General features: G+C 47.5%; 12 protein-coding genes. 1 reads left to right on the top strand and 11 read right to left on the bottom strand.

Annotation, left to right across the window (positions count from 1 at the left end; all coding sequences use genetic code 11):
* Positions 1–303 precede the first annotated feature (303 nt).
* The 6 genes from ACEPSU_RS04270 to ACEPSU_RS04245 form a co-directional block, all read right to left on the bottom strand.
* The gene (locus ACEPSU_RS04270; RefSeq protein ID WP_395322930.1) at positions 304–2,838 is read right to left on the bottom strand and encodes a M1 family metallopeptidase; all 2,535 of its coding nucleotides are present in this window, start codon (positions 2,836–2,838) and stop codon (positions 304–306) included.
* Positions 2,839–3,055: 217 nt separating this feature from the next.
* Positions 3,056–6,271, bottom strand: a complete 3,216-nt coding sequence (locus ACEPSU_RS04265; RefSeq protein ID WP_395322929.1) for a mucin-binding protein — start codon at positions 6,269–6,271, stop codon at positions 3,056–3,058.
* A gap of 509 nt (positions 6,272–6,780) precedes the next feature.
* Complete coding sequence (locus ACEPSU_RS04260; protein ID WP_395322928.1) at positions 6,781–7,818, bottom strand: DUF5776 domain-containing protein; 1,038 nt, start codon at positions 7,816–7,818, stop codon at positions 6,781–6,783.
* Between the two features lie 41 nt (positions 7,819–7,859).
* Positions 7,860–8,840 carry a C39 family peptidase gene (locus ACEPSU_RS04255; protein ID WP_395322927.1) on the bottom strand — a complete coding sequence of 327 codons (981 nt, stop codon included), beginning with the start codon at positions 8,838–8,840 and terminating at the stop codon, positions 7,860–7,862.
* A 293-nt stretch (positions 8,841–9,133) separates the two neighbouring features.
* Complete coding sequence (locus ACEPSU_RS04250) at positions 9,134–9,565, bottom strand: hypothetical protein (protein ID WP_395322926.1); 432 nt, start codon at positions 9,563–9,565, stop codon at positions 9,134–9,136.
* Positions 9,566–9,587: 22 nt separating this feature from the next.
* Complete coding sequence (locus ACEPSU_RS04245) at positions 9,588–10,148, bottom strand: hypothetical protein (RefSeq protein ID WP_395322925.1); 561 nt, start codon at positions 10,146–10,148, stop codon at positions 9,588–9,590.
* Positions 10,149–10,329: 181 nt separating this feature from the next.
* Here ACEPSU_RS04245 and ACEPSU_RS04240 point away from each other — a divergent pair, with 181 nt between their 5' ends.
* Positions 10,330–10,641: a helix-turn-helix domain-containing protein gene (locus ACEPSU_RS04240; RefSeq protein ID WP_020089631.1), complete on the top strand. Its 312-nt coding sequence runs from the start codon at positions 10,330–10,332 to the stop codon at positions 10,639–10,641.
* Here ACEPSU_RS04240 and ACEPSU_RS04235 read toward each other — a convergent pair.
* The 5 genes from ACEPSU_RS04235 to coaA form a co-directional block, all read right to left on the bottom strand.
* Positions 10,636–10,863, bottom strand: coding sequence for a hypothetical protein (locus tag ACEPSU_RS04235; protein WP_395322924.1), 228 nt, complete (start codon positions 10,861–10,863; stop codon positions 10,636–10,638). The two genes, ACEPSU_RS04240 and ACEPSU_RS04235, sit on opposite strands and share 6 nt — an antisense overlap.
* A gap of 1,673 nt (positions 10,864–12,536) precedes the next feature.
* The gene (locus ACEPSU_RS04230) at positions 12,537–13,031 is read right to left on the bottom strand and encodes a hypothetical protein (RefSeq protein ID WP_395361610.1); all 495 of its coding nucleotides are present in this window, start codon (positions 13,029–13,031) and stop codon (positions 12,537–12,539) included.
* Between the two features lie 148 nt (positions 13,032–13,179).
* Entirely contained in the window at positions 13,180–14,721 is a 1,542-nt protein-coding gene (gene guaA / locus ACEPSU_RS04225) for a glutamine-hydrolyzing GMP synthase (protein ID WP_395323137.1), read from the bottom strand.
* Positions 14,722–14,867: 146 nt separating this feature from the next.
* Complete coding sequence (locus ACEPSU_RS04220) at positions 14,868–15,458, bottom strand: hypothetical protein (RefSeq protein WP_395322922.1); 591 nt, start codon at positions 15,456–15,458, stop codon at positions 14,868–14,870.
* A gap of 11 nt (positions 15,459–15,469) precedes the next feature.
* The gene (coaA, locus tag ACEPSU_RS04215) at positions 15,470–16,393 is read right to left on the bottom strand and encodes a type I pantothenate kinase (RefSeq protein WP_020089031.1); all 924 of its coding nucleotides are present in this window, start codon (positions 16,391–16,393) and stop codon (positions 15,470–15,472) included.
* Positions 16,394–16,658 lie beyond the last annotated feature (265 nt).

Raw genomic sequence — 16,658 nt, 5'->3', positions numbered from 1 at the left:
ACCCTCTTTCACGTAAAAGGCGAACGCCAGTATCGGTGGCAGTCACCAGTTGGTCAAGTCACTTAACTTGAAAATAGTAGATTTAGTATACCATATTCCATGTTATAACACCGGCAGTATCGGCAGCGCCGCCTCCATTAGCACGGAAACAATTATTGGCTTAAACCAATTCTTCTCACGAACTGGCAGAAAAATGCGACTGGATTGCGAAAAATTACATTAGTAGTAAGTAGAGGTCAAAAAAGCAGCTACCAAAGTTACTGGTAACTGCTCACGATAACTTACTTTTAAAATAATCCGCGCTTACTTCACCGTCTTGGCAACTGCAGCGTGAACGGCATCTTTCTCGGCTTCTACCAAGTCAACTCGGCTCTCGATGACCTTAGTGTCCATCTTGATTTCCCGGGTTAAGCCTGGGGTATTGACCTTTGGTGTGAAGAAGGCCTTGAATTCAGCTAAACGGGCTGGCGTGTGGAAGATACCAGCGGTAACGGTGATGTACGTGGTGAATTCCATGTCACCACCGACCGTATCTTCCAGCCATTGCCAGTCGTTTCTGATCCAGTCCCAAGCGGCTTGTTGTCCCTTGTCGTTGCCCAGAACACCGCGGTACCAAGCCCGCAAGTCCTGTGGCTTGATGGTTTCAGCATCTTCAAACAACGTGATTAATTTGGCAATCTGCTTGGCGTCTGGCGTCGTTGGCAGTGCAGCAGATAAGTCTGCCTTGTAGCCGGCATCGCTGGATGACCGGTAGTCGTTCAACAATTGATCAAACAACTGGTCACTGCCGAAATGCTTGATTTCGTTGGCTAAAATGAAGACCCGGATTGCGGCTGGCAACGTTCCTGGGTTGTCCTGGTGGGCAACGAAGACCGCGTGAGCCGCAGCAATCGATTCAGCATTCTTGGCGTATAAGGTAGCGTTCAAGACGTATGGCCGCGTTAATTGGTCATCGTTAGATTCGCCGGCCTTAGGCGTCCAGCCTAACCGAGCAACTTGACTGGCACTCAGCTTATCGAATAAGGCTTGTAACTGCTGTTCTTCGGTAGAATCTGGCGTCACAAACTTCTTCAGGTTGCTGGCAACCCCGTATAAGACATCGTTGACAACCGTGGAATGGCTGGCAGCGAAACGGTCCAGTAATGGCACAATTGCCGCGTAGGAAATTTGGCGACCTTCGGCTAATAACCGCAAGTCTTGTAGCAATTGTAACTGAGTGATGGCATCCAAGGAATCCAGGTTAGCGAGGATGTCTTGTAACAAGGTGTCATCGTACTTCACGATAAAGTGAGAATTGTTGCCCACGTTCAAACGGAACGGTTCGCCACTGGCCTTGCGTAGAGCGGCGTAGTCCCCTAAGGTGGCAGATTGGTCGGCGAAGATGGCTGGAGCGGCACTGTAGTTACTGTTCAACGGTACCTGCCATTGACGACCGGCATCCTTACCCTCACCCACGAAGAATTGCTGCTGGGTAATGGTTAATTTGCCATCGACCACTGCGGCGGAAACGACCGGATAACCGGGTTGTTCCAACCAAGAGTTCATGATGGCACCGACGTTCATACCGGAAGCGTCACCCAGTGCGGCCCAGAGGTCAGCCCCGGTAGCGTTACCGTAATGGTGAGCGGCGAAGTAGGCCTTCAAGCCTTGACGCAAGGCATTGTCACCGATCAAGGCACGGACCATGACGAGCATCCGGGCACCCTTGGCGTAAACGATGGCACTGTCGAATAAGGCATCGATTTCGGCGGGGTCTTCAACTTGCACGTGAACGGACTGCACGCCATCGGTGGCATCCCGTTGGAGCGCCATTGGGGCCTCAGTCGTCTGGAAGACTTCCCAGATGTGCCAGTCGGGTTCGATGGCGTTGATAGCAACGTATTCCATCATGTTGGCAAAACTTTCGTTCAACCAGAGGTCATCCCACCACTTCATGGTAACCAGGTCACCGAACCATTGGTGCGCGAGTTCGTGAGCGATAACCGTTGCGACCCGTTGCTTGGTTTCAAATGAGGTGTTGTCGGGATCTAACAATAAGTAGGCTTCACGATACGTGACCAGACCCCAGTTTTCCATGGCACCGGCTGAGAAGTCGGGTAAGGCCATTTGCCAAGAGTGTGGGAGTGGATATGGCGTCTGGTAGAAGTCTTCGTAGAATTCGATGGAGCGCTTGGCAATATCTAAGGCGAAGTCGAGTTCCTTGGCTTGGTGCGCCTTGGTGGCAAAAACACCGACTTGCACCCCGCTCTTAGTGGTCGTCAGCTTGCTCTGCATTTCCCCGAAAGCAAAGGCGATCAGGTATGTGGACATACGGACTGTGGTGTCGAAGTAGTGGACGCCGTTTTCGGTCTTGGTCTCAGGCATGTTGCTGATGATGGTTTCACCGTCGTGTTCGTCGAACTTGATGGCCAGGTCAAAGGTTGCCTTGGCTTCGGGTTCGTCGACACAGGGGAAGGCTTGGCGGGCAGCAGTCGTTTCAAATTGCGTCCCGATGATCAGCTTCTTCTCGCCATCGACGTCGTAGTAAGATGGGTAGATGCCCATCATGCTGTCGGTCAGAGGTGCGGTGAAGTCGATGGTCAGCGTGGTCTCGCCGGTCTTACCCAGGTCGATATGGATGCCCTCGGTCTCGTCATCGAAGGTAAATGGCACATCTTGACCGTCGGCTTTGACGGCGCTGATGGTCATAAACTTCTGGTGGATGGCGATGCCGGTCTCCTTGGCGTCACCGGTAATGGTGGACGTCCCAGAGATGGTCTTTGTGGCACGGTCAATGTCTAAGTAAACGTTGTAATGCGTTGGTTGGAATAATTCGTAAAAATGTGTGGATTTTGCCATGATTTCCTCCTGAATTATTAGAATATCCTCATTATACACTTTTGGCTGGTGGGAACCACGTGAGGTGTTACGCAGAATGAAAAATAAGACCGTTTATAACTGGCAGTCCGACCTGTCTTCTCATTTTCGATTAATTTAACGGGACCTAAAAAGCACCGCCCGTCATCCCTAAGGACAACCAGACGGTGCCAAATCCGATTCAATTTAAAACGCTCACTTAGTGTTCCCGCTTCTTCCAACCAGCTAACCCGACTAGGCTTCCCAACAGTGCCAATCCAACAAGAGCTAAACTGCTCCCCCGTTGTTCGTTGGTCTGTGGCAATTCGGTCTTGCTTTGAGCCAACTTAACAGGTGCCTTCTGTGACTGTACGCGCTTGGTAGGCGTGGTTAGCTGTTGCACCTTAGCGCCTTGACCACCGGCCGTAACAACGGCTGCTTGGCCACCCTTGGCCTTAGGCGTTGTTGCGACCTTATCAGGTGTCTTAGCCTTCTTAGCTGGTGTCTTAGGCGTCGTTGCTGGTTCCTTACCAGGCTTGACGATGTCGGCACCGCCACCGTTATCACCGCCGCCACCGGTTGTGGCATCCGCCGCATAGGTCACAACAACGGCCACATCGGCACTATCCGGCGTAACTGCCTGTGCCGTGGCTTGTGTCAAATCCTTGGCTGGATCAGTCGTTGAAGCGACGTGCATCCCAGCTACAGTTGGATTCTTAACAGCAGCGAATGCTAATTGGTCACCGTCCTTGTAAACAGCCCAATTGGTATCGGTTGGCTGACCGGTAACATCCAATTCTGGCGTGCCAGTGGCAGCCGGATTGCTGTAGGTCACAGCGTCTTGGGTGACTTGATCAGTTACCGTAGCAAAGGTCATAGTCTTCGTTACCGGAGCGGCGACCTGCTTTTGTTGCTGATCCTGGTACGCAATCTTTTCAGTAACGGCCTTTTCAGTCGTCTTAAAGTCGTGAGCTAACGTAATCGTAAAGTCGAGATTGGTGTCGGCATCTTTGCCAAAGACAATTGCGCTGGTCCCATCGGCATTCTTAGTGGTATCGCTGACCAGCTTGTAGCCTTTAGCCACGGCTGGATCAATCACTGAAGCGGAGTCAAAGGTACTGGTACTCCCAATGGCGCCCCGCAGTTCGGGATTAGTCGTGTAGTCTAACGTCTGAACAGTCTTGCCAGTAGTGGCATCCTTGATGGTAACGGTCGCGCGCTTGGCGTTGGCGTAAACCATGCGAATGGCTTGTTTAGCCCCGACAAATGGAATGTCGGTGGATTGACTGATATCGGTCCAGGTCGTGCCATCCACGCTGGTCTCAGCACCGGTGTACACGTAATCTGGGAAGTCCTTCTGGTAACTGTTCAGGGCGACCTGAGCAGCTGACGTCCCGCTGTAGCTGTCGGTAACTGACGTCCCATCTTCATTGGTGATTGGCGTGAAGTTCCCCGCGGCATCCTTAGTCCCATAATCAACGGAGACATCCCATGGTAAAACGTCCTTGTAGAACAGGATTGTCCAGGTCTTATGCGCATCCGTCAAAGTCGTGGTCCAGCTTGTCTGACGCGTTGCTTTGCCATTGTCCGCCGCCCAATCAGAGTACAGACCCGTACCATCTAGAATCAAGCCAGAGAAGGTGTATCCTTTGGCAATTTGCTGGTTCAGGAAGGTCATGACCGTGGCATTGGCTTGCACGTTGACATCGGAACCCACATCACCCGAGATCAGTGTTGCGGGGGCCAAGTTGAGTTGTTGCCCATTGGCTTGAAGGAGTTGAATGTTGACATTTAAATCACTGACATCTTCAGCCATATCGTACGGTTGAATGATGTACCCACCGAAGCTACTGTTTGGATCAGACCAAGTTGTGGATAGGCTACCATAGTCTGTGTCCGTTCCAGTAAGTAAGTTGTACCAGTTCAAGGTATTACTGTTGATGTTCCCAGCATCGGCACTGGATGGGAACAGGGACGGATATTTCGCATTGTTAGCATTATCAAAGCCTGTAACCGGCAAGTTAGCTGCCGACAGGTTTTTGATGATAAAGGATGGTGTCGTGTAACTCAATGTCCCATCAGCCGTAACGTTCTGACCCTTTGCAAGCGCCGTGCTAACGGTGATTGGGGCCAACAAAACATGTTGTTCTTGTAACTCGGTGCCCGTCTTGATGTCCAGGCTCTTGTCCGTCGCTAGTGGTGAGATATCGGTAATTTGATTATAGGACATCCGAACAGTTGTCAACTGATCCTTATTACTCAGCGCAGAAATATCATTCACAGAGAAAAACGACACGTTAACACTCTGCAACTTGTTTAAGTTGCTTAACGCCCGAATATCCCATAAATTCCCAGATTGATAACCATTGCCAAACGTATTGACACTGACTAAAAGATTAGGGTAAAGATACAGGCTTTGAAGATTCGTCGCGTTCTGAAGCCCTTCCAGTGTGGTCATCGACATCAACGCATAATAGTAAGTTGAAGCCTGGTTACTACTGTTGGCCGCTTGCAGGTTTTGATCCGCGGAAAGACTCGTCACCGTTGCGAGATCGGCCTTCGTAAAGTTATTTCGGAAGTCATCAATCGTTGCGAACTGCTTAGTAAAATTGCTTTGCCAAATGAAGTATTGTAAACCAGAATCGGGCAGCCATTCGTCAATGTAGAGTGGATGCGTGCCATCGCTGTACTTTAATGGGGAGTTCATATCCATTCCCTTAGCATCTTGCGCGATATTGTTGGCGTATGTCTCGCCTACCCAAGTCCCAGACCCCTGTGCTTGATACTTCGCGTTATAACCGTCGACAACGCGTAAGTCGGAACTAACCCCATTAGCGTCAGTGTGATCATAAGTATATTGAAGCCGCTGGGTCTTGCTGACGTTGAACACTGGCTGACCCGTAACCTTATCTGTCAAGTTATCCGGATTTTGAACTGTGATCCCGGTTTTCACGTTAGTTGGCGCTGGTGTGACATCTAAGCTTTCTACTTCTGGTGTAACCTGCTTATCTCCAGTGGTGTCATCCGCTGGATCCTGAGTCGAACTCTCAACATCATGCTGATGTTCTTGTGGCTCTTGTGGCTCTTGTGACTCTTTTGAATCCTTGATTCCGTCATTAGAATTCTCCGCAGGTGCCTGTGGCGGTGTCGGTTTTTGTGGCTGATTCTGTTCTTGCTGCTCACCAGCTCCGGCAGCAGGTGTACCGCTGGCCGACTGATTAGCTGCCGTCTTCAAAGCAACTTCCGGAGCGCCACTTGCTGGCTGACCCTGTTCAACACTTTCTGTTCCTGGCTCGTCAGCTGCTTGCGCCGTCTGCGTCGCTTGTGGTCCCGCAATAATACCGACTGCCATACTGGTAACCGTGATACCAGCCACAAGCCAGCCCTTATGTGACTTGTACATCTTATAATGTGTTTTCCGTTCGAAATCCTTCATGATTGGTCCCCCTCATTAACTATGACCAAAAATCAGATACTTTGATGCCGAACTTATACCGCATATCATTCTATAAGCTCTATTTACTATCCATTATAGTCAGGTTGTGAGGAATAATCAACGGCATAAAATTTTGTGGCACATAAATGTTTTTGAAGGTGTCCAAAAGCATTGGTGTAACAGTGTTTCTCATAATTATATTTTTAAATAAGGACCGTTAAATCACATGATAAATAAATCACGTTTCACGTTTAGTTGTGTGCTATTTAAACTTTTTACCGGGATGTGCAATGATTGTTTACAAAACTAACATCATTCTCAGATTGAAGGACCACGAACGCCATAATTACCGCAAAATTAGATGAACAATTAAAGATTTACTCCCCTATTTTCAACCATCAGTAGTACAAAAAAAGGGCCCAACTCGTCAACGAATTGAACCCCCTCCAAGTCTCCATCAACACTCATTGATGAAGAACTATTATTTATATGCGTTGAAATATCTAAAATTAGTGGAACACACGCGCAATCCCAGCCACGTTAGAACGTTGGCCGTTCTTGATCGGTTGGACCATGATCCGTGGTGGCCAACTTTCGATGACCTTGCCCTTACCTAAGTAAATGGCAACGTGCCAAATCGTGTGGGTGCCTGGTTGGTAATAGAAGACCAAGTCCCCACGCTTCTTGTGACTGTAGGCGACGTGTTGGAACTTCTTGCTAGCCCACAGGTTGCGAGAATTCCACTCGTTACCGGGGTAAGCATGATGGATGGCACTGATTGGTTTAGTGTTGATACCACCAGCATATAGTGACTGCATAACCAAACCAGAACAGTCCGTGCCGTAAACTGGCTTAGATGAAGAGCCGACTAAGTAAGGATTGCCCTTGTACTTGTAGGCTTGCTTAATCATCGCTTCAATGTGGGCTGAACGGCCATTCCAGGCGTGAGCACCCAATGGGGCTACGTATGAATCAATACTCTTCCAGCTGGACTTAGAGAAGCCTAACTTAACCCACGTCTTTTCATTGACGTTCCCAGTCGCCTTCAGATGGTGCTTACGCTGAAAGTTTTTGACAGCGTAGTAGGCTGCAGAATTATATTTGTTATAACCATTGGCGGTACCCAAACGCCGCATGATTTTCCAAGTCTTAATCCCCTCATAACCCCGTTTGACCGTATACCCTACCTTACCGTAAGGCTTGATCTGCTTGTAATTGACTTGATAATACTTCTTCGGGTTTTGGTAGCCCTTCGTCTTGGCAACGCATGCCTTGTTGGCAGTAACGTACTTGCCAGTGTTGGTCTTCAGAACGGGCGCGTGCCCTTTAACCGTTACCACCTTGGAAATCTTGGCGTAGTGGCCCTTATGAACTGTTGCCACGTGGTGTTTCTTAGCAGCGTCCTTGTAGTAGGCAACCGTCTTCTTGACCCGGATAATGCCCGGGTTATTGGTGTAGTAACTGGTCTTAGCTTGTGCGGAGGTAGTCATACCAACGCTGCTTAGACCGGCAATGACGAGTAATGTAGATAGCCATTGTTTCTTCATTATACTTTGCTCCTTTGTGAATTTATTAAATATAAACTTGATTAATAGCTCAAAGCCCGATAGGCATCATGTTTCCGGTGATTGTGCAGGCTAGCTATGGTCATGCTTGTTTTCCGCTTGGTCCATGGGTCATTGTAGTAGGCCCGCGTCTTGCTGTAGCCAGAAAGCGTGACAGCGTGGTTCACAAAGCCATCGACACCAGCGACCCAGATAACGACGGGATGGCCGTGATTGATTTTGGTCTTCATCTTGTTAAACGAAGCCCCGGTCATATCTGTAGCTGAGCCGAGATGATGTCTGACAGTCTTCATGAGGCCCTTGGGATAGATCCACCAACCAGTCTTCGAATAGGGACTCCCAACGAAGCCCTTGTTGGGGTTTGAACTCCGCGGCATCTCTTTGGCCAGCGACATCTTGGTGACTTTCGCCCCAGCGTATTGGAGCATCATTGCGGTAGCCGTGATTTCACAGCCAGTCGGAAGTTGGGGACGTTGCGCAATCAAAGGGATGTTGAGCCACCGGTAGGATTTGACGGTCCCGTTGCGGTGAATCCACCCCGTTCGCGTATGCTTATACGTAAATTTCAGCCAAGTCCCATCGCCCATCTTTTCTTCGCGGGTAATGTGGACCTTTTTCTTCGCGTAGTACCGACCAGTCGAAATGGCCTTCATATTCTGGGCCGAAGACTTGGCGCCTCCCGTTCGGTACACCTTGTAGTTATGCTTTCGGTTGGTCCCGATTTTGGTGTAGTAGTTCACTTTTTGCCTACCGATGACTTTGCGGTAAGTCACTCGTGGCTTTGGCTTGGCCTTGGGCTTAGTTGTTGAACTCGACGCCGTTGACGAGCTGGAAGAAGAGCCAGCTGATTCAGATGAAGTGGATTCTTCCTTGGCTGCGGTAGTCTGGGTCGTTGATGATGAAGCCAGCGACGTAGCCGTTGCCGCGTTGGCCACATCGCTGGTCGTCGTCCCCAGGAAGAGGCTCAGCCCAACGACGGCCAGACCCGCGATCAGTCGTTTCATATAAATTTCACCTCGATATGTCTTAAGTTATTTAGCAACTGCTTTAAAGCTATTTAACATGGACCGTCTTAGTCGGTGTTACTCGTGAAAAATGGCCGTGCGAATAATAGCCAACGGTAGCACTGACCCTCTTAGCTTTGGATGCGTAAATTTTCTTATTGAAACGGTGCGAACCTTTTAGCTTTGCATAACGGGTGCCCTTATACGTCTTGATCTGAGCATAGTTTGCTTATCCAGTTAAATTTCATTGTTGGTTTCTCCTAAAAAAGTTGTCGTCATTAGTCAACGAATGACTAATTCTTAGCTCTGTAATAGTAAGGCTTGTGCGCAAATGCCTTAGTCTTCGAAATCTTCAAGCGATTATGACTAAACGTTTTGATGTAATAGCGAACATGCTTGCCATTGCTGGTAACGCTTTTGATTTGATAAAGGTGCGCGCTAAGCTTGCGAGATGGCACCCGCCACATCAGTAGAAAAGTGATTTTTCCGCTTTTTTCTGCGGGCCAGTTAGGTTTTCGAATTTCGTTGTACACGACGTTTTGGGCGATGTTGAGCTCATTGTAATGGTGCTTAACCGTTTTCGTACGAAACAGGCCTCTAACCTTTTTGGGGGTTCCAAATTGCCATTTGACTGATGCTGATGCTTTCACTGGTGATCCCAGTAAGCCAGCCCCCATAACAACTAGTGTGATCGCAAGAATCATTGCATAAAATCTTTTTTTCATAAGTTTGGTTCTCCTTCAGTAATTAATTTTTAGTATTCGAATCGCCGGTATATGTCCCATCTTCGCTATAATTGAATGAATAATTTTCTGGCTTCAACGTTACTAAGTACCGGCCGACCCCAACGATGGTGAAGAATAGAGCCAGTACCCATAAGAACACATGGCCGAAAAATTTAAACATCATCTTCATTCCTGCCGCATCACTCTTAATGGCATTTTTAGTTTCGCCGAAGGAATGATCGTTGTTTCTAAAATTGGAATTGACCAGTCGAACAGCGCGAAACTGAGCTTTTCTGTAGTCAGCCGCTTGCATCTCAGAGTAGTTATCGAAAATCCCCTTCGCCTGTCGACCGTGCTCCCACTCGTATATCACAAGGAACCCGTTCGCAATCGGATAAAAGATTGCGGCTTGAATGCCGAAGAAGATAAAGTAACCCGGAAGTTGACCACCCAGAAAGGCTTGCTTACCGAAGTAAAACCATGCGATGGCAGTCCCAATTGCAATCGCGTACCGTGTTGCCCAAAACCGCATGTTCAGAGCGAAAAACTCTTGCTTGAAAATATCTAAAACTTTTTTAATCATGAAGCTCCTCCTCATTGATAATTTGTCACTTACGCAAATATAAGTGGCTTTACAGTATAATATACAACAAATAGGTACTATTTTCCTTATTTTCTAAATAAAAAGGTCTTTTTTTCTCTGTTAATGGTGCAAAGACTCCATTATGGTTAGCCTTAACGCCACGATAGGAGAGAAGCCAACTATGCAAAATGCAATTAGTAAACTGGTGAGTCAGAAACGACGAGCATTAGATTTGACCATTGAAAAACTAGCTGAAAGAGCTGGTGTTTCTGTTAGCCTGATCTCGCGAATAGAGCGCGGAGAATTCGAGAATATAAGTCTCAAGAAGTTACAGTCCATTGCATCGGCTCTCAACCTAAAACTAAGTGACTTTTTCACAGATGATTCTTTAACTGGCATCCACACTTTAGAATTAATTGCCTATCTAAAGTCCCTGCCAGAGAATCAACGCGAGATTGTCTCAGAAAGTATCTTGAAAATTTTAAAACTATAATTGGTACTTCTTTACAATTAGGTTCGCAATTTCGGCCAGCGTGTACTGACTTGCATAGGTCTGATACTCGGCCACCAGATCAATATCGCCAGTCGGTAACTTAATTTCAAAAATACGAAATCTTCTGTAATCAATCCGGTGGTCCGCCCCCCGATCAATTAAAAACTTCAAATCTTGCAGTAGCTGTAATCGACTCAATAATGGATTCTCTACTTTTTCCATACGCCATTCACCCCTAAAAAAATAAGCTAGCCTCAACCGAATTGGTTAAAGCTAGCTTAACGCCGCTGCTAAATAAAAAACAGACTTGTATGTAGGTGAAAATTAATTTGTAGGTGTGGCATTAAATTTGTTTTAGTAAATCAATTTTAACATGCGTGTCAAGTTCTAATGCAACTATAAGAAATTAAGGAGAGCTGCCAGCCAATTTCTCGGCTAGTAGCTCTCTTTGGTGTCAAACTTAGATCTCGGCATGCAAAAGATTCCCCCATCATTGTCAAATGAAATAATATAGTTCATCTGACAATGATGGGGGAATCGTAATAATTCAGTGCCGACTGATGGGCCTGTTTTATAAGACTAGTTATACCATTTTATGGAGATAGCTTACTTAGCGCGAGTCATGAAAAGGTCCCCGCCATTTTGCCAGCCATAGTCTAGCTCCTTGCCGTGACGACTCAAGAAGTTCCAATGTGTAAAGAGCGTATGGCCTGTCAATTGGGTCAAGCCATGACTACTTTTGATGGTCTTTATGGTATGTACCTTGTGATCATAGTGTCCACCATCTGTAGGCAAAGTTCCATTCAACTGCCACTTAACGGTTTTATTGTAAACTCTGACCCTCATCCTAGGTAACCATAAAGTCTTCTTGCTGTGGTGCTTGCTATTGTATTGGGCCTTAGACACCCAGGTTCCCCGAAGATTTTTAGGAATCGTCTTTGAGCTCGCATTAGCCGAAACTGTGAATAATGGGAGAACCAAGCCCAACACCATGAGTGTCAACAAAAGTTTTCTAAATTTCATAACCCCACGCTCCAAATATGTATTTTTGTACATTCCCAGGATAGCACCATCATAAAAATAGCCACCCATTGTTCATCGGAAATATCTGCTAACTGTAAGAATTCAGTCCCGTAATCTGAGGGAATCAAGTGGCAAATCCTTTAGGGGAACGTGTGAACATATTCAATATGTGGATTATTTATCGACCAAGAGTTCTTCCACAAAGGTCACTAACATCTTTCTGCCCACTTTTTCTTGAGCCGTGACTAATTCCCAATCTCTGATACAACGATGCTCATTAATAAGCTTAGGTCTTTCTAGCTCATCTTAGATTCAGTGTACTTACGATCGCCAGACGATGTTGTTGACGGACCTTCTGTGCCTTAACTTACACTAAATTTCAGCACCTCCATAAGAAATAAAAGGGCTAATTACGGTTGTGCTACTCATGCGCCAGTAGAATACTATTGCAATCAACGTATACCCGGCCCCAAAAATTTCAAGCGATTGACAATCTATTAAGAACAGCATTGGCACTCCCTGATTAACTGAGCAAGTTTTGAACACAACTGGGTAGCTAATCAAGCAAGTCTGAGTTTATTGCTATTTCATCGTTCTCGACATTTCTTTGATCCTTAAGCAATGAATAGTAACTGGTCAACCGACCTAATTCCCTTTAAATTGAACTAAATGAACGGCGCAACTTCAAAACAATCCAGTAATTGAAAATTTTTCGACCGAAAGTTCTAGAATGCCTTCTCGTTCATTTACAGTAATATAGTAACAGCTCTTGCAATTCAAAACAGATGACTCAAAATGTATTTCAAGTTTAAACTGCTGTCTATCTTATGAGAGGCATCTTCAACTAAGCAATCATCTAAAAACACTATGTTTTACAAAAATCCGTGTAATCCGTGAACATTGTTTACTTGACTAACTGTCTGTCCATCTGTTGGATTATAAAAATTAATAACTTTCTCACAGGCATCGGTCACATCATCTTCATAAACAATTTCTCGAATATATAAATAAAGTGCTGCATTTCTTATTCTACCATCGTAAAGATAATCAGCCCTTGTAGCTCCGTCATGCAGCTTAAAATCAATGTAGTTATGAAGATGAAACTTCTGTGTATAATCTCCATTATTATAAATATCCGCGAGGACCAACCAATCTCGTCGGTGATTTATTTTCTTTCCATTACGTATTAGGTTCCCAGATTGTACCTTTTGATCTTCGCCCCCTTCTTCAATTTGAAAGATCATCTTCGAAGATTCAGTATCATTACACACACGTTTCGGATCAGGATTCCATTCAGATTTTACACAATCGAGTAAATCTAAAACAGCTCCGTAATTCGCACGCCCCGTTTTGTCAAGTCTTATCAACATTATCAATCCTTTCTATCGTAAAACTAGTTACCACATTAACAATAACACTATTCAAATTAAGCGCAAAAAAACAACTACCGAATAAAAAGGTAGCTGTCTCATTTGAATTATTACATTTACACCGTTGCAGAATGGGACTGAAAATCTACTCCCACTCTATTGTCGAAGGTGGCTTACTCGTCACATCATACAGGATACGGTTCACGTGATCCACTTCGTTTACGATACGGACAGAGATTTCCTGTAGAACGTCCCATGGAATGCGCGCGAAGTCGGCGGTCATCCCGTCGATCGACGTTACGGCTCGGATTCCTACAGCATAGTCGTAGGTCCGACCGTCACCCATGACACCGACACTCTTGATGTTTGGTAAGACCGTAAAGTATTGCCAAATATCGCGGTCGAGGCCAGCCTTCTTGATCTCCTCACGCAGAATCAAGTCACTATCGCGGACGATTTGTAACTTCTCTGGCGTGATTTCGCCAAGGACCCGAATCCCTAAACCAGGACCTGGGAACGGTTGACGCCAAACCAAAGCACTTGGCATCCCCAGCTTTTCACCCAACTCACGGGCTTCATCCTTGAACAATGAACGTAATGGTTCGATCAGCTGGAAGTGCATGTCTTCCGGCAAACCACCCACGTTATGGTGAGACTTGATGGTCTGCGCCGTATCGGTCCCACTCTCAATCACGTCGGTATACAACGTCCCTTGTGCCAGAAAGTCGATACCATCGAGCTTTTGGGCTTCGTCGTTAAAGACTTGAATGAACTCGTTACCGATAATCTTGCGCTTCTTTTCGGGTTCAGTGACGCCGGCCAGCTTGCCGAGGAAGCGGTCCTGAGCATCAACTTTAACGATGTTCAGACCGAACTTCCCTTCCAGACTGTCCATAACTTGCTTGGCTTCACCCTTCCGCAACAGGCCGTGATCCACGAAGATACTGGTCAGTTGCGACCCAATAGCTTTGTGCAAGAGCACACCAACGACGGAGGAATCGACCCCACCGGATAGGCCTAACAAGACACGCTTGTCACCGACCGTCTCACGGATGTGTTCGATTTGCAGATCAATGAAATCATCCATCGACCAGTTAGCTTCTGCGCCGCAGACATCGAAGGCAAAGTGCTTCAGAATGTCATTACCGTATGTCGAGTTACGCACTTCCGCGTGGAATTGAATTCCATAGAAGTTCCGGTCAACGTCTTGCATGGCAGAGATCGGGCAGTTTTCGCTCGTTGCGACACGTTCGAAACCATCGGGCACTTGGGTCACCAAGTCACCGTGGCTCATCCACACCGTCTGCGTCTTCGGCGTATCCTTGAATAGCTTCGCGTCATCGCTCAGTACAGTGATGTCCGCCCGGCCGTATTCACGGTTGTCAGCAGATTCAACCTTCCCACCAGTCAAGCTGTGGGCCATCAGTTGCATCCCGTAACAGATTCCCAGAATCGGAATCCCTAACTCGAAGATCTCAGGGTCAACGTTAAACGCACTGCTGTCGTACACGCTGTTTGGTCCCCCGGAGAAGATAATCCCCTTGGGGCCCCAAGCCTTGATTTCGGCCGCACTCATCGTGTGCGCCTTTAATTCAGAGTAAACGCCCATGTCACGAATCCGGCGCGTAATCAATTGATTATATTGACTTCCGAAGTCCAAGACGATAATCTTATCGAATTTGGACATATCAACGTTTGCCAAGCCATTCACCCTTTCTTCTTTTCAACATTGGTACTATCATACCGATTTCTGAAACGCGGGTCAATCTAAATCCAACAGAAATCAGGGAGAATTGTTTCACCCGTCAATCGGTTATGACGCCTAAGTAGTCGCTACCACCGATTTCCCCGCAAATTTAATCGTAAATGAAAGTACGTCTGCCGGTCCAGCTTCCGGCGCTCAACCGCCACAAAGCCATACTGGGCTGCCAACTTGGCGAGAGAACTGCCCGGCCGCACGTCCATCCCCATGGCGTTAGCGCCACTGAGCTTGGCCCGGTGAATCGCGTCCCCCATCAGCCACTCGGCAAACCACCAACCCTGATAGGTCTTACCCTGGTAACGACCGCGAACCGTCAGCATATCCAGATACCACTCGTCCGGACGCGCCCGCGGCGTCACTACCACCTGCTGAGGTGGTGCAACCTGTAGTCGTTCAAACAACGCCGTCCACTGATTATCCAACGTGCTCTCGACCGCCGCCAGGTAGCCATAGGCCACACCGACCGCGACACCCTGATTCTGATACACCCGGGCCTGCGGGTAGCCGTAGCGAAACATCGGCTGATGATAGCCGACAAATAAGAGCTGGGAAAGTTGCTCCTTGCTCAGACGCCGTAGCCGCCGCAGTTGCCGCCGCTCCAACTCGTGAAGCACCAGCATCGCAACGGAATCGGCGTCCACAATGGTTGCGTCTCGTAGCATCGCGTTTCCTCCTAATATTTCCGGAGTAACAACCGATCCACCCGGTGATGGAACGTCTTGTGAATAATCATATCCGCTCGGTTACGCGTGGGCAGAATGTATTCCTCCAGATTCTTCAAGTCAATGTCGTGCCACACCTGCTTGGCCTTGGCAATGGCCTGGTCATGCCCGCCAATCGCATACGGATAATAGTAGTTGGTTGGATCCTGAAAGGCCGTGTTCAGCAACAGGTCGAACCGTTCCAGGAACCAGTCCTCAATCAGTCCCGGATCAGCGTCCACGTACAGAGAGAAGTCGGTAAAATCGCTCACATAAATCTGTTCATTGGTCGGTAATTGCAGGGTATTAATTCCCTCCACGATCAACACATCGGGATGAACGATATACTCGGCCTGCCCGGGTACGATATCATAAATTTTATGCGAGTAGACTGGCGCCTTGATCAGTGACTGACCGGCCTTCACGCTGTTTAAGAAGCGAATTAGCCCAGCCATGTCATAACTTTCCGGGAACCCCTTACGCGCCATGAGATTGCGTTTCTTCAGCTCCTCATTACTGTAAAGGAACCCGTCGGTCGTAATCAGCTGAATGCGCTGTCCTTGAAAGTAGTGATTCAACAAAACTTCCAGCAACCGGGCCGTGGTACTCTTGCCGACTGCCACACTCCCGGCAATGCCGATGATAAAGGGCACCCGGTGCGCCGGCCGTTGGAGAAAGCGGGCCTTGTCCTGCTGAAGCTGCTGGTAATGATCGAACTCTAACCGCAACAAATGTACCAACGGAATATAAATATCCTGAACGTCTTGCAGAGAAATCCGGTCGTTAAAGGCCTTAACTTGTCGCAAGCTCTCCTGAGTCAGCGGCAACGTCGCATCGTCGGAAAACGCCCGCCACTGAGCACGGGTAAACGCATTGTAATTGATGGGATCTGACATGGGGACACCTCAACTTTTTCAGAAATAATTAGCCCCATTATACCGCAGATAGCGGCGGATTCCTCGTGGTTCGCTGAGAAAGTTTAACGCCAATTTCACCGACCAACTTTGCCCCTCAACAACCACTCCCAACCATAGAAAATGACGAAAGAAAAAGGCCAAACCCATCACTGAGCTTGACCTCGATTATTATCAAATTGCTAAATCAAAACTGTTCATGCGACCAACCGATCGCTATGAAATGGTCGACCACCATGTGAGCCGT

Source organism: Levilactobacillus parabrevis (assembly GCF_044051715.1).
Lineage (GTDB): Bacteria > Bacillota > Bacilli > Lactobacillales > Lactobacillaceae > Levilactobacillus > Levilactobacillus parabrevis.
The sequence above is the reverse complement of the archived record's forward strand: the minus strand, read 5'-3'. Positions and strand labels throughout refer to the sequence as shown.